16 protein-coding genes and 1 tRNA gene are annotated in these 16799 nt (G+C 60.0%); 9 read left to right on the top strand and 8 right to left on the bottom strand.

Going from position 1 to position 16799, the window contains the following annotated elements:
- The first annotated feature begins 47 nt into the window (after positions 1–47).
- Positions 48–1103, top strand: coding sequence for a nicotinate-nucleotide--dimethylbenzimidazole phosphoribosyltransferase (cobT, locus tag ABLU95_RS02875; protein ID WP_087849634.1), 1056 nt, complete (start codon positions 48–50; stop codon positions 1101–1103).
- A 96-nt stretch (positions 1104–1199) separates the two neighbouring features.
- Here the strand turns inward: cobT and ABLU95_RS02870 are convergent.
- Positions 1200–1276 (bottom strand) — tRNA-Met (locus ABLU95_RS02870).
- Positions 1277–1486: 210 nt separating this feature from the next.
- Between ABLU95_RS02870 and mltA the strand changes: the two genes are divergently transcribed.
- Together mltA and tcdA are read left to right on the top strand one after the other, a co-directional pair.
- Entirely contained in the window at positions 1487–2584 is a 1098-nt protein-coding gene (mltA, locus tag ABLU95_RS02865; protein WP_065882034.1) for a murein transglycosylase A, read from the top strand.
- A 105-nt stretch (positions 2585–2689) separates the two neighbouring features.
- A complete protein-coding gene (gene tcdA / locus ABLU95_RS02860; RefSeq protein ID WP_065882032.1) occupies positions 2690–3499 on the top strand; it encodes a tRNA cyclic N6-threonylcarbamoyladenosine(37) synthase TcdA in 810 nt (269 codons plus the stop codon).
- Positions 3500–3630: 131 nt separating this feature from the next.
- On the opposite strand, the gene csdE is transcribed toward tcdA, so the two are convergent.
- A complete protein-coding gene (gene csdE / locus ABLU95_RS02855; RefSeq protein ID WP_065882031.1) occupies positions 3631–4068 on the bottom strand; it encodes a cysteine desulfurase sulfur acceptor subunit CsdE in 438 nt (145 codons plus the stop codon).
- Complete coding sequence (gene csdA, locus ABLU95_RS02850; protein ID WP_023290862.1) at positions 4068–5273, bottom strand: cysteine desulfurase CsdA; 1206 nt, start codon at positions 5271–5273, stop codon at positions 4068–4070. The genes csdE and csdA overlap by 1 nt, the downstream gene beginning before the upstream one ends.
- A 197-nt stretch (positions 5274–5470) precedes the next feature.
- On the opposite strand from csdA, the gene ABLU95_RS02845 reads away from it, so the two are divergent.
- The 4 genes from ABLU95_RS02845 to rlmM all read left to right on the top strand — a co-directional run bounded on the left by ABLU95_RS02845 (position 5471) and on the right by rlmM (position 8472).
- A complete protein-coding gene (locus ABLU95_RS02845) occupies positions 5471–5695 on the top strand; it encodes a YgdI/YgdR family lipoprotein (protein WP_218811512.1) in 225 nt (74 codons plus the stop codon).
- 351 nt (positions 5696–6046) lie between these two features.
- The gene (gene gcvA / locus ABLU95_RS02840; protein ID WP_002915545.1) at positions 6047–6964 is read left to right on the top strand and encodes a glycine cleavage system transcriptional regulator GcvA; all 918 of its coding nucleotides are present in this window, start codon (positions 6047–6049) and stop codon (positions 6962–6964) included.
- 19 nt (positions 6965–6983) lie between these two features.
- Positions 6984–7379, top strand: coding sequence for a DUF423 domain-containing protein (locus tag ABLU95_RS02835; RefSeq protein WP_002915543.1), 396 nt, complete (start codon positions 6984–6986; stop codon positions 7377–7379).
- Positions 7372–8472: a 23S rRNA (cytidine(2498)-2'-O)-methyltransferase RlmM gene (rlmM, locus tag ABLU95_RS02830; RefSeq protein WP_023290861.1), complete on the top strand. Its 1101-nt coding sequence runs from the start codon at positions 7372–7374 to the stop codon at positions 8470–8472. Before ABLU95_RS02835 ends, rlmM begins: the two co-directional genes overlap by 8 nt.
- A gap of 54 nt (positions 8473–8526) precedes the next feature.
- On the opposite strand, the gene fucR is transcribed toward rlmM, so the two are convergent.
- The 5 genes from fucR to fucP all read right to left on the bottom strand — a co-directional run bounded on the left by fucR (position 8527) and on the right by fucP (position 14364).
- A complete protein-coding gene (gene fucR / locus ABLU95_RS02825; protein WP_023290860.1) occupies positions 8527–9237 on the bottom strand; it encodes an L-fucose operon activator in 711 nt (236 codons plus the stop codon).
- Between the two features lie 58 nt (positions 9238–9295).
- The gene (gene fucU / locus ABLU95_RS02820) at positions 9296–9718 is read right to left on the bottom strand and encodes an L-fucose mutarotase (RefSeq protein WP_023290859.1); all 423 of its coding nucleotides are present in this window, start codon (positions 9716–9718) and stop codon (positions 9296–9298) included.
- A gap of 1 nt (position 9719) precedes the next feature.
- Positions 9720–11138, bottom strand: a complete 1419-nt coding sequence (gene fucK, locus ABLU95_RS02815; RefSeq protein ID WP_243806337.1) for an L-fuculokinase — start codon at positions 11136–11138, stop codon at positions 9720–9722.
- Positions 11139–11245: 107 nt separating this feature from the next.
- A complete protein-coding gene (gene fucI, locus ABLU95_RS02810) occupies positions 11246–13021 on the bottom strand; it encodes an L-fucose isomerase (RefSeq protein ID WP_348878777.1) in 1776 nt (591 codons plus the stop codon).
- A gap of 32 nt (positions 13022–13053) precedes the next feature.
- Entirely contained in the window at positions 13054–14364 is a 1311-nt protein-coding gene (gene fucP, locus ABLU95_RS02805) for an L-fucose:H+ symporter permease (protein ID WP_101992534.1), read from the bottom strand.
- 566 nt (positions 14365–14930) lie between these two features.
- Between fucP and fucA the strand changes: the two genes are divergently transcribed.
- Both fucA and fucO read left to right on the top strand, forming a co-directional pair.
- The gene (gene fucA, locus ABLU95_RS02800) at positions 14931–15578 is read left to right on the top strand and encodes an L-fuculose-phosphate aldolase (RefSeq protein ID WP_023290855.1); all 648 of its coding nucleotides are present in this window, start codon (positions 14931–14933) and stop codon (positions 15576–15578) included.
- A 27-nt stretch (positions 15579–15605) separates the two neighbouring features.
- Positions 15606–16754: a lactaldehyde reductase gene (gene fucO / locus ABLU95_RS02795; protein WP_050533555.1), complete on the top strand. Its 1149-nt coding sequence runs from the start codon at positions 15606–15608 to the stop codon at positions 16752–16754.
- Positions 16755–16799: the final 45 nt, after the last annotated feature.

Here is a 16799-nt window from a genome sequence, read left to right as displayed (position 1 = left end):
CTTCCTGCTGGCTCTGCCATGAGCCAGCCAACAAGACGAGAACTTCTATGCAAAGCTTAACCTCTCTACTGGGCGCGATCCCGGCGCCTGATGAAAACGCGATGGCGCGCGCCCGGCTTCATATTGATGGTCTGCTGAAACCGCCCGGCAGCCTTGGACGCCTTGAAGATCTTGCCGTGCAGCTGGCGGGCATGCCCGGTCTTGAAGGTGTGCCGCAGGTGAAAAACAAGGCGCTGCTGGTGATGTGCGCCGACCACGGCGTGTGGGACGAAGGGGTCGCCATTTCGCCAAAAGCGGTGACCGCGATTCAGGCGGCGAATATGACGCTGGGCAAAACCGGCGTTTGCGTACTGGCGGCGCAGGCGGGCGCGAAGATGCACGTGATTGATGTCGGGATCGATGCCGAGCTGATACCGGGCGTCATCAACATGCGCGTGGCGCGCGGCTGCGGCAATATCGCCGTTGGTCCGGCAATGCGCCGCAGCCAGGCGGAAGAGCTGCTGCTGGAGGTGATGCGCTATACCCGGGGGCTGGCGGAGGATGGCGTCACGCTGTTTGGCGTCGGGGAGCTGGGAATGGCCAATACCACCCCGGCGGCGGCGATTGTCAGCGTCCTGACCGGCAGCGATGCCCAGGAGGTGGTGGGCATTGGCGCTAATCTGCCGTTGGCGAAGGTCGGCAATAAAGTTGAGGTGGTACGCCGGGCCATCGCCGTTAACCGCCCCGATCCGCATGATGGTCTGGACGTGCTGGCGAAAGTGGGCGGTTTTGATTTATTGGGGATGACGGGGGTGATGCTGGGCGCGGCCTCCTGCGGCCTGCCGGTGGTGCTCGATGGCTTCCTCTCCTACGCCGCGGCGCTGGCGGCGTGCCGAATGGCGCCGCAGGTGAAACCCTATCTTATCCCGTCGCACTATTCGGCGGAGAAGGGGGCGCGTATCGCGCTGGCGCACCTGGAGCTGGAACCGTATCTCAACATGGGGATGCGCCTGGGCGAAGGCAGCGGCGCGGCGCTGGCGATGCCGATCGTGGAAGCGGCCTGCGCGATGTATCACGAAATGGGGATGCTGGCGGCGAGCAATATTGTGTTGCCGAAGGGCTGAGAAGGTGGGGGAGCGGCGCTGCGCCGTTCCCGGAATTCTGTAGCAGATTCGCGGAGCGCAGAAACAAAAAAACACCCTGGAGGGTGTTTGTAATGTTGGTTGCGGGGGCCGGATTTGAACCGACGACCTTCGGGTTATGAGCCCGACGAGCTACCAGGCTGCTCCACCCCGCGTCCGTGGAAGCGCACTATACTCCGCTAGCGAGATGATGCAACCTTTTTTCGACCAAATCGACATTTTTGTAAGAATTGGCTTATAAAACGCCATGTTGTGGTGTTTTTTTACACAAATCTGTGCCATCGATGAGATCGCGCATTTCAATAGCCCCGGCGCTTTGTTATCTTCAACACGCACTAAGGCTTCGCAGCAAAAGATGAGACACCATGAAAGGACGTTGGGCAAAATATGTAGCGACGGGGGCAATGCTGGCCATGCTCGCCGCCTGTTCCTCAAAACCGACCGACCGCGGTCAGCAATATAGCGATGGCAAGTTCACCCAGCCGTTTTCACTGGTAAACCAGCCGGATGCCGTCGGGGCGCCGATCAATGCCGGCGACTTCTCCGAGCAGGTTAATCAAATTCGTAACGCTTCGCCGCGCCTCTATAACAGCCAAAGCAACGTCTATAACGCGCTGCAGGAGTGGCTGCGCGCCGGCGGCGACACCCGTACGCTGCGCCAGTTTGGCATCGACGCCTGGCAGATGCAGGGCACCGACAACTATGGCAACGTCCAGTTTACCGGCTACTACACGCCAGTGGTGCAGGCGCGCCACACCCGCCAGGGCGAATTCCAGTACCCCATTTACCGGATGCCGCCGAAGCGCGGCAAGCTGCCGTCCCGCGCCAGCATTTATGCCGGCGCGCTGAGCGATAACTATGTGCTGGCGTACAGCAACTCGCTGATGGATAACTTCATCATGGACGTGCAGGGCAGCGGTTATATCGACTTTGGCGATGGTTCGCCGCTCAACTTCTTTAGCTATGCCGGGAAAAACGGCTGGCCCTATCGCAGCATCGGTAAAGTGCTGATCGACCGCGGGGAAGTAAAGCGCGAAGATATGTCGATGCAGGCGATCCGCGAGTGGGGTGAAAAGCACAGCGAAGCGGAAGTGCGTGAGCTGCTGGAGCAGAACCCGTCGTTCGTGTTCTTTAAACCGCAGTCTTTCGCTCCGGTGAAAGGGGCCAGCGCCGTGCCGCTGATTGGCCGCGCCTCGGTGGCCTCCGACCGGTCGATTATTCCGCCGGGAACCACCTTGCTGGCCGAGGTGCCTCTGCTGGATAATAACGGCAAGTTTAACGGCCAATACGAACTGCGACTGATGGTCGCCCTCGATGTCGGCGGGGCCATCAAAGGCCAGCATTTCGATATTTACCAGGGCATTGGCCCGGATGCCGGGCATCGTGCCGGCTGGTATAACCACTACGGCCGCGTATGGGTGCTGAAAAACGCCCCGGGCGCGGGCAACGTCTTTAGCGGCTAGTACTCACGTTCTTTTCCCCGGTCGCGCTGCGCTTACCGGGGCTACGGTAGCCCGGGTAAGGCGCTTGCGCCGCGACCCGGGAATGTCCACTAATTCTGAGGTTATATGTCTGTTGTAATCAGCGATGCCTGGCGCCAGCGTTTTGGCGGTACGGCACGTTTATATGGTGAAAAAGCGCTGCAATGTTTTGCCAACGCCCACGTCTGCGTGGTCGGGATCGGCGGGGTCGGCTCGTGGGCGGCGGAAGCGCTGGCGCGAACCGGCATCGGGGCGATCACCCTTATCGATATGGACGATGTCTGCGTCACCAATACCAACCGCCAGATCCACGCCCTCAGCGGCAATGTCGGGCTGGCGAAAGCCGAAGTGATGGCGGAGCGTATTCGCCTGATCAACCCGGAGTGTCGGGTGACGGTAGTGGATGATTTCGTGACCCCGGAAAACGTGGCGGAATACCTGGGCGCCGGCTTCAGCTACGTCATCGACGCCATCGACAGCGTCCGGCCGAAAGCGGCGTTAATCGCTTACTGTCGTCGCCATAAGGTGCCGCTGGTCACCACCGGCGGCGCGGGCGGACAAATCGATCCGACGCAAATCCAGGTCGCCGATCTGGCGAAAACCATTCAGGATCCGCTGGCGGCCAAACTGCGCGAGCGGCTGAAAAGCCAGTTTGGGGTGGTGAAAAACAGCAAAGGCAAGCTCGGCGTGGACTGTGTCTTCTCTACCGAAGCGCTGGTTTATCCGCAGGCGGACGGCAGCGTCTGCGCGATGAAGAGCACGGCGGAAGGGCCGAAGCGAATGGACTGCGCATCCGGGTTTGGCGCGGCGACGATGGTGACCGCGACCTTTGGCTTTGTCGCGGTATCCCATGCGCTGAAGAAAATGCTGGCGAAGGCGGAGCGGCAGACGGCGTAAATTCCCGGGTCGCGGCGCAGGCGCCTTACCCGGGCTACAAGACAATTCCCCGGAGGCACCTGTCCGGGCGACAAAACCGCACGAACCGGTAGCCCGGGCAAGGCGCGTCAAGCGCCGCCCCCGGGATGAGCTTAAACCTCAACCTCGCGGGCGGCGGCGAGCACCGCCTCGCTCAGGGCGCTGAGCCCCTGGCTGCGCGAGGCGCTCAGCTGGCCGCGCAGCCCCAGCGCATCAAATAGCGCCAGCGGATCATGCGCCAGCAGATCAGCGGCGCTTTTGCCTTCAATGGCGGTCAACAGCACCGCCAGCATGCCGCGCACAATCCGTCCTTCGCTGTCGCCAAAGAAGTGCAGCCTGCCTTCGGCATCCTCCTCATAGCCCAGCCAGACGCGGTTTTCACACCCGGCAATCTCCCGGGCCTGCGCTTTGCGCTCATCGGTCAGCGTCGGCAGCTTTTTGCCCAATAAAATCAGCTGCCGATATTTATCCTCCCACTGGTTCAGCGGGGCAAAGGTCTGGCGCAGCGTGGCGTCGGTAATGGTCGTGCCGAAGGGATGCAGAGTTGTCATTAATCCACCAGAATTTCCAGAGCGCGATCCACCGCGTGGACCAGCGCCGCAACATCGTCTTGGGTATTGTAGGGGGCGAAAGAGGCCCGCAGCGTGCCGCTGACCCCTAAGGCCGCCAGCAGCGGCTGGGCGCAGTGTTGCCCGGCGCGCAGGGCAATGCCGGACTCCGCCAGCAGCGTCACCAGATCGCTGTGATGAATACCGTCGAACTCAAAGGCGAGCAGGCTTGACTGCTGGCAGCGGAAAGAGCGGAAGCCCGGCCGTTTCGCCAGCGCCTCTTCCGCCAGGCTCGCCAGACTGCGGCTCCAGTTTTCCGCCTGGCCGATATCGCTCTGCGCCAGCCACTCCAGCGCGGCGCTCAGGCCAATCACCCCGGCGACATTGGGCGTACCGGCCTCAAGGCCATAGGGCGCCGGCTGCGGCGTAAAGCCGTCAAAGCTGACCTCGGCGATCATCTTCCCGCCGCCGAGCCAGGGCGACATCGCCGCCAGCAGTTCGCTTTTACCGTACAGGGCGCCGATCCCGGTCGGGCCATACAGCTTATGACCGGAAAAGGCGTAAAAATCGATATCCAGCGCCTGCACGTCCGCGGGGAAATGCACCGCCCCCTGGGCGCCATCGACCATCACCACCATTCCGGCGGCGTGAGCAAGGCGGATGGCCTGCGCCAGGTCCGGGCAGCCGCCGGTGACGTTGGACATCTGCCCGATGGCCAGCACCCGGCTGCGCGGGGTGATGAGCGCGCCGAGGCTGGCGATATCCGGCAGCCGGTCGGCGCCAAGCGGCAGCTTGACCACTCTGGCGCCGGTCTGCCCGGCCACCATCAGCCAGGGCACGAGGTTGGCATGATGCTCGGCTTCGCTGACGATAATTTCATCGCCAGGCTGCAGGCGCGGCCGGACGTAGCTCTGCGCCACCATATTGATGGCCTCCGTGGTCCCCCGCGTCCAGACGATATCTTTGCCGGAGGGGGCGTTCAGCCACGCCGCCACGCGCTCGCGGGCCGCCTCATAGCGCTCGGTCAGCCGCTGGGCGGCGGCGAATTGACTGCGGTGGACGTTGCCGGCGCTCAGGCGATAAAACTGGTCGCTGGCGTCGATCACCGCCAGCGGTTTGAGCGCCGTCGCCGCGCTGTCGAGATAGACGCCGGCGTCGGCCAGAGCCGGAAACTGCGCGCGAAAGTGCGCAGGGTTGAATGCGTTCATGGAATTCCTCGTATCAATACCGCGATCGTCGCGCAATTTGCCGGGCGTGACAAGGCCTCTGCGTCCTGTGGAATTGTCCGAATGTGATTCCATATGGGGCAAAGAGGGTTATGCTGAAAAGTGTTGGGTTTGTGTTTTAACCTATTACTTAACGAGTCACGAATAGTATAAATAGCCGTAAGGAGAGAAAAATGAAAATGACTAAGGCCGCTGCGATTATCTCTGCCTGTATGCTGACTCTGGGCCTGAGCGCCTGTTCCTCTAACTATGTGATGCATACCAATGATGGGCGGACCATCATCACCGACGGGAAACCGCAAACCGATAATGATACTGGCATGATCTCGTATAAGGACGCGTGGGGCAACAAACAGCAGATCAATCGCTCTGACGTGAAACAGCTGGGTGAGCTGGACGAGTAAGGCAGTAAAAAGGCAAAAAAAAGCACCGCGCGTTGCGGTGCTACATTAAATCACTATGGACAGACAGGGTAAATGTACAGGAAGTGAAAAGGGATAGCCTTGCTACCAGGGTCTGCAAAGACAGACCAATTGCAAACACAACAACACAACATCACAACCGTAAGCCAAAAGCTTGATGGAACACGCATTCCAAAAAAAGCTTCTCGTTCCGGCTCAGGAAGTGCCGCCACTATAGGTATTTGCTGGTAGAACCTCAACGGACAATTTATAATGGCTCAGATAAAAAAAACTAATAGGTTAACCATTGTTTCCTATTTGTTAAATTGAGTTAACATCTAAGCCAGAATAACCATGTCGAAGCGATTACCTCCTCTGAATGCATTACGTGTTTTTGATGCAGCCGCACGCCATCTCAGCTTCACTCGGGCAGCCGATGAGCTTTTTGTGACGCAGGCCGCAGTCAGCCACCAAATCAAGTCTCTCGAGGATTTTCTGGGCCTTAAGCTGTTCCGTCGGCGCAATCGTTCGCTGCTGTTAACGGAAGAAGGGCAAAGCTATTTTCAGGATATTAAAGAGATTTTTTCGCAACTGACGGAAGCGACGCGTAAACTGCAGGCGCGCAGCGCCAAAGGGGCCTTAACGGTCAGTTTATTGCCAAGTTTCGCCATCCAGTGGCTGGTGCCGAGACTCACAAGCTTTAACTCAGCTTATCCGGGAATCGACGTCAGGATCCAGGCGGTGGACCGTCAGGAGGATAAGCTGGCGGACGATGTCGACGTGGCGATTTTTTACGGTCGCGGCAACTGGCCGGGCCTGCGTGTGGAAAAACTGTACGCCGAGTATCTGCTGCCGGTCTGTTCCCCGCTGCTGCTCACCGGCGACAAGGCATTGAAAACGCCTGCCGATCTGGCGCAACATACGCTGCTTCACGATGCGTCCCGCCGCGACTGGCAAACTTATACCCGCCAGCTGGGTCTAAGCCATATTAATGTGCAGCAGGGACCGATTTTCAGTCACAGCGCGATGGTGCTGCAGGCGGCCATTCATGGGCAGGGCGTGGCGCTGGCCAACAACGTCATGGCCCAGTCCGAAATTGAGGCAGGTCGCCTGGTGTGTCCGTTTAATGATGTTCTGGTCAGTAAGAATGCGTTTTACCTTGTTTGCCATGACAGTCAGGCAGAACTGGGTAAAATAGCCGCTTTCCGGCAGTGGATTCTGGCGAAAGCGGCAAGTGAACAAGAAAAATTCCGCTTTCGTTATGAACAATAATTACTTGTAGGGTAACAACATGACCAGCCGTTTTATGCTGATATTCGCCGCGATTAGCGGCTTTATCTTTGTGGCTCTGGGTGCCTTCGGCGCGCATGTCTTAAGTCAATCGCTCGGCGCGGCGGAGATGGCCTGGATCCATACCGGCCTGGAGTATCAGGCCTTCCATACCCTGGCGATTTTTGGTCTGGCGGTGGCGATGCAGCGTCGGATCAGTATCTGGTTCTACTGGAGTAGCGTGTTTCTGGCGTTAGGGACCGTGCTGTTCAGCGGCAGCCTCTACTGCCTGGCGCTCTCTCATTTACGCCTGTGGGCGTTCGTGACCCCGGTGGGCGGCGTGAGCTTCCTCGCCGGCTGGGTGTTAATGTTAATTGGTGCAATTCGTCTGAAACGTAAGGGCGTTGTTCATGAATAAGGTTGTCCTCTATTGTCGCCCTGGGTTTGAGAAAGAGTGCGCAGCAGAAATTACCGATAAGGCAGCCCGCCTTGAGGTGTTTGGTTTTGCCCGGGTCAAAGAAGACTCTGGCTATGTGATTTTTGAAGGCTATCAGCAGGATGATGGCGAGAAGCTGGTGCGCGATCTGCCGTTCAGCTCGCTGATCTTCGCCCGCCAGATGTTTGTGGTCGGCGAACTGCTGCGCGACCTGCCGCCGGAGGATCGCATCACGCCGATCGTCGGCATGCTGCAGGGCGTGGTGGAGAAGGGCGGCGATCTGCGCGTCGAGGTGGCGGACACTAACGAAAGCAAAGAGCTGATGAAGTTCTGCCGCAAGTTTACCGTGCCGCTGCGCGCGGCGCTGCGCGAAGCGGGCGTCCTGACCCGCTATGAAACGCCGAAGCGTCCGGTGGTGCATGTGTTCTTTATCGCCCCGGGCTGCTGCTATACCGGCTACTCGTACAGCAACAACAACTCGCCGTTCTATATGGGCATTCCGCGGCTGAAGTTTCCGTCCGACGCCCCGAGCCGCTCCACCCTCAAGCTGGAAGAGGCGTTCCACGTCTTTATTCCGGCAGACGAGTGGGACGAGCGCCTGGCGAACGGCATGTATGCCGTCGACCTTGGCGCCTGCCCGGGCGGCTGGACCTATCAGCTGGTGAAGCGCAACATGTGGGTCTCTTCGGTCGATAACGGTCCGATGGCCCAGAGCCTGATGGATACCGGCCAGGTGACCTGGCTGCGCGAAGACGGTTTCCGCTATCGTCCGAACCGCAACAACATCTCGTGGATGGTCTGCGATATGGTGGAGAAGCCGGCGAAAGTGGCGGCGCTGATGGCGCAGTGGCTGGTCAACGGCTGGTGCCGGGAGACCATCTTCAACCTCAAGCTGCCGATGAAAAAGCGCTATGAAGAGGTGTCGCAGAATCTGGCCTACATTCAGGCCCAGCTGGACGAGCACGGCATTAACGCCCAGATCCAGGCGCGTCAGCTGTATCACGATCGTGAAGAGGTGACCGTTCACGTGCGTCGCCTGTGGGCCGCCGTCGGCGGACGTCGCGACGAGCGTTAATCTCTCACCCTCAGGCCGGAGACGCGTGCTTGTCCTCCGGCCTTCGCCGCATGCTTAAGGCTGCGGCGCATCCGACACAATATGCGTCACGTCATCCAGATGACCAATTCTCGCCTCGCCGGAACGGTTGAACTTACTTTTATCGATCAGCAGCAGCGACTGCGCGGCCCGCTTAAGCAGGATCGATTTGAAGTCGGCATTGAACGCATTGGAGTCCCACAGCGCGCCCTGCGGGTCGATGCCTTCGCAGGAAAAAATAAACAGATCGATCTCCAGCGATTTCAGCTGGGAAATCAGCGCCGGGTTAACGTAGCAGCCATATTTCCGCTGCAGGGTGCCGCCGGAGCAGGTGAGGGCGATCTGGTCGCGTTTGGCCAGCTCCTGGCAGATGGGCTGGCTGTTGGTAAAAACGTGCAGCGGGCGGTCCGGCAGCTGGCGGGCGAGGTACCAGCAGGTGGAGCTGGCATCGAGGGCGATGACCATGCCTTCGTCAATCCAGGCCAGCGCTTCGCGGGCGATGTCGGCTTTATGCGCGTAATGGCTTTTCAGGCGCATGTGGAAAGGGTCGCCGCTGTCCTGGCTGCGCTGGTGGATCACTTTGGCCCGGCCGTGGTTGCGCAGCACTTTGCCCTGCGCCTGCAGCTCGCTGAGATCGCGGCGAATGGTTTCCCTGCTGACGTTGAGCTGTTTTGACAACGTTTCGGTGGTCAGGCTGCTGTGGTTGATCAGGAGATCGACGATCGCCTGCTGGCGGGCCGCTTTCATTTATTCTCACCCCATCATTGATTGAGCGTCTGCATCAGGCAGACGCTCCGGCATGAGATTACGGCGTGACTCCTTTTTTTAAAAGGATATTTCCGTACTTAGCGCACTCTCCTGTGATAACGATCGCAAAGGCTTTTTGCGCCCGCTCGTAGAAGGCGAAGCGGTCAATCCGCACGATGTCCGGGCAGGGAGCCTGCGCCGAGAGCGCCTGCCGATAGCGCTGTTCCACCGTCGGGTCGAGGGCATCGCCTTCGACGGCGGCCATCATCACCAGCGGCGGCGCGTAGCTGTCTAACTCGAACAGCGGGATAATCGCCTGCAGCAGGTCGCTGACCCGCAGGCCGTCGGCGCGGATCACTTGCGGACCCATGCTGTGCGCCGGGAAGTGGGCATCGGAAAAAATAATTTCATCCCCATGGCCCATTTCGGCCAGCACTTTCAGCAGTTCCGGCGATATCAGCGGGGAAATGGTTTTGAGCATCTCAGGCTTCCTCTGTGAATTCAGGTTCAGTTTGCGGCCAAAAATAGCGGTAGCGGTACGCGACCTGCGCTCTGGCCTGCTCCGGCGAAGAGAACTCGCCCACGCCATACCAGCCAAACATCGCCGCGCCGGCCACCGTGGTTTCGGCATCGTCGAGCACTTTGATCGGTATTCTCAGCCGGTCGGCCTTGATCTGGTTCCACAGCGCGTTGCGGCTGCCGCCGCCGACCAGCATCAGCTCTTTCGCCCGGAAGCGGCCGATGTTTTCCAGGGTTTGCAGATGCTGCGCCAGCTGGTCGCTTAACCCCTCCAGCGCGGCACGGTAAAAATGGCCGCGGGTGGTGTTGAGCGTGACGCCCTGCCAGCCGGCGTGCTGGCTGGCGAGCAGGTCGCACTGCATCCTGACGCCCTCGGCGCCGGGCGGGATCGCCTGGGCTTCGTCAATCAGAGTTTGCCACGGCGTGTCGGCGCTCCACAGCAGCTTACGCACCCATTCGAGCACGCCGGAGGCCAGCCACTGCATCCCCGGGTTATAGCGCCCCGGCTGGCTGTCCAGTTCGCAGGTGGAGCCGCTGTAGTCGCCGAGCAGCGAGGTGTCGACCTGCGCGCTGCGCACCATCAGGATCTCCCAGGTCCCGGAGGAGAGCACCGGCTCATCCTGCCCGGCGCCGGCGCCAAACAGGGCGAACTGGGTGTCGTGCCCGGCCGAGATAACCGGGATCCCGACGGGAAGGCTCAACAGCGCAGCGGCCTCCGGCAGCAGGCCGCCGATCGGCTGGCCCGCTTCAACCAGCCGTGGGAACAGGCGGCGCGGCAGGCCGGTCGCCTGCAGGATCGGCGCGCTGAAATCGCGCTGCCGGAGATCGAGCATCTGGCTGGTGCCCGCCATGGTGAGGTCGGTGGTGAACTCCCCGGTCAGCCGATGGTTGATCAGCGACGAAATGAACAGCCAGGCATGGGCCTGCGCCAGCAGCTGCGGGTGGTTCTCTTTCAGCCAGATCAGCTTATACAGGGTATTGAACGCAAAGGCGCCGACGCCGGCGATTTGCTGCAGCTGGCGCGCGGGCATATACCGGCTGATGGTGTCCATCACCGCCGCGGTGCGCGGGCATTTCCAGCTGATGATCGGATACAGCAGCGCACCCTGCTCATCCACCAGCGCGCCATCGACGCCAAAGGTCGTGACGGCGATGCCGCGTACCGTGCAGGAGGCCAGCGGGTCGTGGATCTGCCGACAGCAGTCGGCAAAGCGCTGCATAATGGCCTCCAGCGACCACTGGTGCCAGTCGCTGCGCTCGGCGGCGATGTCGCTGGCGTTTGCCGTGGCGGCGCGGGCGACAATGTTCCCCTGTCGGTCAACGGCCATCGCCCGCACGTTCGTGGCGCCGCAGTCGAGGACCAGGATAACGTCTTGCTTCATAGTGACTCCCGAAACAACATTGCCGAATGGCGCGGCGCTTATCCGGCCTACAAACAGCGCGCGTCTGTAGGCCCGGTAAGCCTGCGCCACCGGGCTAAACCCACCTGTTAACGCTTATACAGCGGCCCGTAGTTCTGGCAGGCGCGATAGTCCTGGCCTTCGATGTCCATGCCGTGCGCGGCCCAGGCGGAGGGGCGGTAGATTTTCGCCGCTTCCACGTTGTGCATGCAGACCGGAATGCGCAGCATGGCGGCGAGGGTAATGAAATCCGCGCCGACATGGCCGATGGTCAGCACGCCGTGGTTGGCGCCCCAGTTGGCCATCACCGAGTACACATCGCTGAACGGGCCCTTGCCGGTGAGGCGCGGGGCAAACCAGGTGGTGGGCCAGGTGGAGTTGGTGCGGGCGTCGAGCTGGTCGTGCATCGCTTTGGGCAGCGCCACGCTCCAGCCTTCGGCAATTTGCAGCACCGGTCCCAGACCTTTGATGATGTTCACCCGGGTCATGGTGAACGGCACGCCGCCTTCGGTCAGGAAGCGGGAAGAGAAGCCGCCGCCGCGGAAGTATTCATGGATCGCCGGGCACCATTCGGTGGCCGCGAGGCAGGCATCCGCCTCGTTCTGTTCAATCTCCCAGTGAGGTTTCATCGTCGGGTTGCCCTGCGCGTCGCGCTGCTGGCAGGAGCCGTCCAGCGCCGCGGAGCCGGAGTTAATCAGGTGAATAATGCCGTGCTCCGCCCGGCCGGTGAGCGGCTGCCCGGTGACGCGCTCAACGGCGTCCGGCGACCAGTAGGTGCGCACGTCGGCAAACACCTGGGCGGTGCCGGTGAGCTGGTGGCCCATCAGCATGGCCACGCCGTTGAGGCTGTCGTTTTCGGTGGCGACGACGAACGGCTCGCGCACGCCGTTCCAGTCAAAAGAGCTATTGAGCAGCGCTTCGGCGGTATCGCCATTGGGGTATTGATCGGTCCAGTGGCGCTGGCCCTGGAAACCGGCGGCGATGGCGTTGTAGCCCAGCGACTCCTCCACCAGCCCTTTTTCCGCGAGCTTCGCGTTGCCCTGCATCATATCGCGGATGCACATCGCCATCAGCAGGCTCTCTTTCAGCACCGCGCGGCTCTGCGTTTCATTGCGCTTATACTGCTCGGCGTTCTGATCTTCGCCGTAGCGGAAATGTTTATCCGCCCACGCCAGCGCCATCTCCAGCTCGGTTTCATCATAGATTTTCTGATCGATTCGCCGGCGCAGCTCCGTCATGTCGACTGCCTGAACCTTCATCCCGAGCCAGGATTCAAAGAAGTTGTGGTCGACGATGGAGCCGGCGATGCCCATTGAGACGCCGCCCAGCGACAGATAGCTTTTCCCTTTCATACTGGCGACGGCCAGGCCGGCGCGAGCGAAGCGCAACAGTTTTTCTTCGACGTCCGCCGGGATGGAGGTGTCATCGGCATCCTGCACGTCATGCCCGTAGATGGAGAACGCCGGGATCCCTTTCTGGCTGTGGGCCGCCAGCGCGGCGGCCAGATAGACCGCCCCCGGACGTTCGGTGCCGTTAAAGCCCCAGATGGCCTTCGGGCGCAGCGGATCCATGTCGATGGTTTCACTGCCGTAGCACCAGCAGGGGGTGACGGTGATGGTGACGCCAACGTTCTGGCTGCTGAATTTCTCTTCACAGGCGGCCGACTCGGCCATGCCGGCGATGCAGGTATCGGCGATCACGCACTCCACCCGGACGCCGCAGGCATGGCGCAGCTTCTCGCTGATAAGCGCGGCGGTGGCTTTCGCCATGTTCATGGTTTGCGCTTCCAGCGATTCGCGGACCCCCATGCGACGACCATCGATTACCGGGCGGATACCGATCTTCGGTAAGCTGATTTTTTTCATTACAGATCCCTCAGGTTATGCGGATAACAGGTTTAGTTCGTCGCCGCTTGCGAGCGGAAACGGGCAAAAATAAAGATGATGGCGAAGCACAGCGCCGGGACCAGCTCAGCGGTCGGAATATTGCCGGCGGCATCGCTGACAAAGCCCATCACCGGGGTGACGATCCCGCCGCCGATGATGGTCATGACGATAAAGGACGAGCCATATTTGGTGTCCTGGCCCAGCTGCTTAATCCCCAACGAGAAGATGGTCGGGTACTGAATGGACATAAAGGCGCTGCACAGGGTCAGGGCCAGCAGGCCGACGTGGCCGCCGCTGAAGGCGGAAAGCAAACAGAGCAGCATGGCGATAAGCGCATAGACAGCCAGCACGCTATGCGGCGCGAAGCGGCGGATAAGCCAGGTGCCGGTGAAACGGCCAATGAAGAAACAGACCATGGTGCCGGTGAGGTAGTTGGCGGCGAAACCGGCCGTCATGCCCGGGATCTCTTCGATAGCGTAGCGAATCAGGTAGCTCCAGCAGGCGGTCTGCGCGCCGACATAGCAGAACTGGGCCAGAACCGCCCAGCGCCAGTGGCGGATGCGCATCAGGCGCGACAGCGAGGCGAGAAAAGTGCTCTGCGCGCTGTCGCTGTGGTCATCGCTTTGCAGCGACGGGAAGCGGGTGCAGACGATCAGCAGGGCGACCAGCAGCACGATGGCCACGATAATCATATAGGGGGTTTGTACCGACAGGACCAGGCTGTGCTTCCAGGCGGCGAGCTGTTCTGGCGTCATGCTATCCAGCACCTCCTGCGGCTGATGCGGGACGTTGGACAAAATAAGGCTCTGGCCAAATACCACGGCGATAATGGCGCCAAATGAGTTAAAGGTTTGGGCCAGATTAAGACGGAAGTGACCGCCGCTTTCCGGACCGAGAACGGTGACAAACGGGTTGGCCGCGGTTTCCAGACAGCCAAGCCCGGCGGCGATAATAAATAATCCAATCAGAAATAGGGTGTAATTCATCACTTCGGCGGCAGGCCAGAACAGCGCGGCGCCGCAGGCATATAAAAACAGGCCAGTAAGAATGCCTGCTTTATAGCTGAATTTTTTCATCAGCATCCCGGCGGGGATGGGAATAACAAAATAGCCAAAATAAAAAGCTGACTGGATTAATCCGGCCTGAAAGTTAGTCAGCGTAAAGGCCTGTTGAAATTGCGGTAATAAAATATCATTAAGATTATTGGCCACGGCCCACAGAAAAAAGAGGGAGCACAGCAGAGCAAAAGGAATAATATAGCTCTTACTCTGCCCGCTCTCCATGGCGCGGTAACTTTGCGTTGGTATCGTTGTGTTTCCCATAGCGTCCTCATCAGTTCAGAAGCAGTTACAACAGCATTCAGGGCGCAGTCTGGTGCTGCAGCAGACCGCAAAATTAAGTGAGCTCAGGTGACGCGCCGGTGAGTGAAATGAAAGTCACGGCGGAACTCATGGCTTCATTTTCAAATAAAAACCGCCTGTTAATATGATGAGGGTCACACTTAACGCTCTGCGGACCATTTTATGTGATAATTGTCACTTTAATTTTTCAAAATCGCTGACCGTTTGAGAAAATAAATTCACAAAACCACAACGCCAATGACCGATTGAATATATATCGTGGAAAACGGGCAAATGTTACAGGAAAATAAAATGCCCGCTTGATGGAATATTTTTAAGAACGGGCATTTTAAATGGTCGATTAACCAGGCTGATCCCTTTTTTTAGGGCGAAATAATTGACGTGGTTCACAAAATATGGCGATGAAAATTCCCCTGTGATTATTCAGGCTGAAGATGGAGATCATTATTCAACCTATCCCACGGTAGCCGACAATAATTGCGTTGCCCTGCCGTTGACGGATGATGAGTCGCCAAAAGAGGAAAGCAATGGAAAGAAACAGACTGGCCCGGCAGATTATCGATACCTGCCTGGAAATGACCCGCCTGGGGTTAAATCAGGGGACCGCCGGCAATGTCAGCGTGCGCTATCAGGGAGGGATGCTGATCACGCCCACCGGCATCCCGTATGAAAAACTGACGGAAGAGAAGATCGTCTTTATTGATGCCGACGGCCAGCATGAGCAGGGAAAACTGCCCTCCAGCGAATGGCGTTTCCATCAGGCGGCCTACCAGACGCGGCCCGATGCTCAGGCGGTGGTCCACAATCACGCTGTGCATTGTACGGCGGTGTCGATCCTCAACCGGCCCATTCCGGCCATCCACTATATGATCGCCGCGGCGGGCGGGAATTCGATCCCCTGCGCGCCCTATGCCACCTTTGGCACCCGCGAACTGTCTGAGCATGTCGCGGTGGCGCTGAAGCACCGCAAAGCCACGCTGCTGCAGCATCATGGCCTGATCGCCTGCGAGGCCAGCCTGGAGAAAGCGCTCTGGCTGGCGCATGAAGTGGAAGTCCTGGCCCAGCTTTATCTCAGCACGCTGGCGATTACCGACCCGGTACCGGTGCTGGATGACGAGGCGATCGCCATCGTGCTGGAGAAGTTCAAAACCTACGGATTACGCATTGAAGAGTGATGCCGCAACGCTAACAGGAGAGACGCGATGGCAAACCGAATGATCCTCAACGAAACGGCGTGGTTTGGCCGGGGGGCGATAAACGCATTAACCGATGAAGTGATGCGGCGCGGTTATCGCAAGGCATTGATCGTGACCGACAGTACCCTCGCGCAGTGCGGCGTGGCGGCAAAAGTCACTGACAAACTGGACGCCGCCGGGCTGGCATGGGACATGTTCAGCGATGTGATCCCCAATCCCACCATCGCCGTGGTCCAGCAGGGGCTGCAGGCCTTTCAGCGCAGCGGGGCGGATTACCTGATCGCCATCGGCGGCGGTTCGCCGCAGGATACCTGTAAGGCGATCGGTATTATTCAGCGTAACCCGGCGTTCGCCGATGTCCGCAGCCTGGAGGGGCTGTCGCCCACCCGTCAGCCCAGCGTGCCGATCTTCGCGGTGCCGACCACCGCGGGTACCGCGGCGGAGGTGACGATTAACTATGTCATCACCGATGAAGAACAGCGGCGTAAGTTTGTCTGCGTCGACCCGCACGATATTCCGCAGGTGGCCTTTATCGATGCCGATATGATGGACGCCATGCCGCCGGCGCTGAAGGCGGCGACCGGCGTCGACGCCCTGACGCACGCTATCGAAGGGTACCTCACCCGCGGCGCCTGGGCTTTGACCGATGCGCTGCACCTCAAAGCCATCGAGATCATCGCCGGCGCGCTGCGCGGCTCGGTTGCCGGAGACGCCGGAGCGGGGGAAGCCATGGCGCTCGGCCAGTATGTGGCGGGGATGGGATTTTCCAACGTCGGGCTTGGCCTGGTGCACGGCATGGCGCATCCGCTCGGCGCTTTTTACAACACGCCGCACGGCGTGGCGAATGCCATCCTGCTGCCGCACGTGATGCGCTTTAATGCTGAGGCGACCGGGGAAAAATATCGCGATATCGCCAGGGCGATGGGCGTCAGGGTGGAAGCGTTAAGCCTGACCGCCGCGCGCCTGGCGGCGGTGGAGGCGGTCTGCCAGCTCAACCGCGATGTCGGTATTCCCGGCCATCTGCGCGAGGTGGGCGTCAGGAAAGAGGATATTCCGGCGCTGGCCCAGGCGGCGCTGGCGGATGTGTGTACCGGCGGCAACCCGCGCGAGGCGAGCCTGGCCGATATCGTGGGATTATATCAGGCGGCCTGGTGAGGGGCCGGCCCGGCCGAACCAGGCGGTGCCGCCGCGCTCGGGTAG

Source organism: Klebsiella sp. GG_Kp146, from assembly GCF_040061975.1.
In the GTDB taxonomy this organism is placed as follows: domain Bacteria; phylum Pseudomonadota; class Gammaproteobacteria; order Enterobacterales; family Enterobacteriaceae; genus Klebsiella; species Klebsiella quasipneumoniae.
This window is presented reverse-complemented; position numbering and strand designations above follow the sequence as displayed.

Coding starts and splice junctions, on each gene's coding strand:
- csdE (WP_065882031.1), bottom strand. CDS start 4,068: ATGACAACTCTGCATCCCTTCGGCACGACCATTACCGACGCCACGCTG.
- tcdA (WP_065882032.1), top strand. CDS start 2,690: ATGTCTGTTGTAATCAGCGATGCCTGGCGCCAGCGTTTTGGCGGTACG.
- fucI (WP_348878777.1), bottom strand. CDS start 13,021: ATGAAAAAAATCAGCTTACCGAAGATCGGTATCCGCCCGGTAATCGAT.
- ABLU95_RS02835 (WP_002915543.1), top strand. CDS start 6,984: ATGACCAGCCGTTTTATGCTGATATTCGCCGCGATTAGCGGCTTTATC.
- fucO (WP_050533555.1), top strand. CDS start 15,606: ATGGCAAACCGAATGATCCTCAACGAAACGGCGTGGTTTGGCCGGGGG.
- csdA (WP_023290862.1), bottom strand. CDS start 5,273: ATGAACGCATTCAACCCTGCGCACTTTCGCGCGCAGTTTCCGGCTCTG.
- ABLU95_RS02845 (WP_218811512.1), top strand. CDS start 5,471: ATGACTAAGGCCGCTGCGATTATCTCTGCCTGTATGCTGACTCTGGGC.
- fucR (WP_023290860.1), bottom strand. CDS start 9,237: ATGAAAGCGGCCCGCCAGCAGGCGATCGTCGATCTCCTGATCAACCAC.
- gcvA (WP_002915545.1), top strand. CDS start 6,047: ATGTCGAAGCGATTACCTCCTCTGAATGCATTACGTGTTTTTGATGCA.
- fucK (WP_243806337.1), bottom strand. CDS start 11,138: ATGAAGCAAGACGTTATCCTGGTCCTCGACTGCGGCGCCACGAACGTG.
- mltA (WP_065882034.1), top strand. CDS start 1,487: ATGAAAGGACGTTGGGCAAAATATGTAGCGACGGGGGCAATGCTGGCC.
- cobT (WP_087849634.1), top strand. CDS start 48: ATGCAAAGCTTAACCTCTCTACTGGGCGCGATCCCGGCGCCTGATGAA.
- fucU (WP_023290859.1), bottom strand. CDS start 9,718: ATGCTCAAAACCATTTCCCCGCTGATATCGCCGGAACTGCTGAAAGTG.
- fucP (WP_101992534.1), bottom strand. CDS start 14,364: ATGGGAAACACAACGATACCAACGCAAAGTTACCGCGCCATGGAGAGC.
- fucA (WP_023290855.1), top strand. CDS start 14,931: ATGGAAAGAAACAGACTGGCCCGGCAGATTATCGATACCTGCCTGGAA.
- rlmM (WP_023290861.1), top strand. CDS start 7,372: ATGAATAAGGTTGTCCTCTATTGTCGCCCTGGGTTTGAGAAAGAGTGC.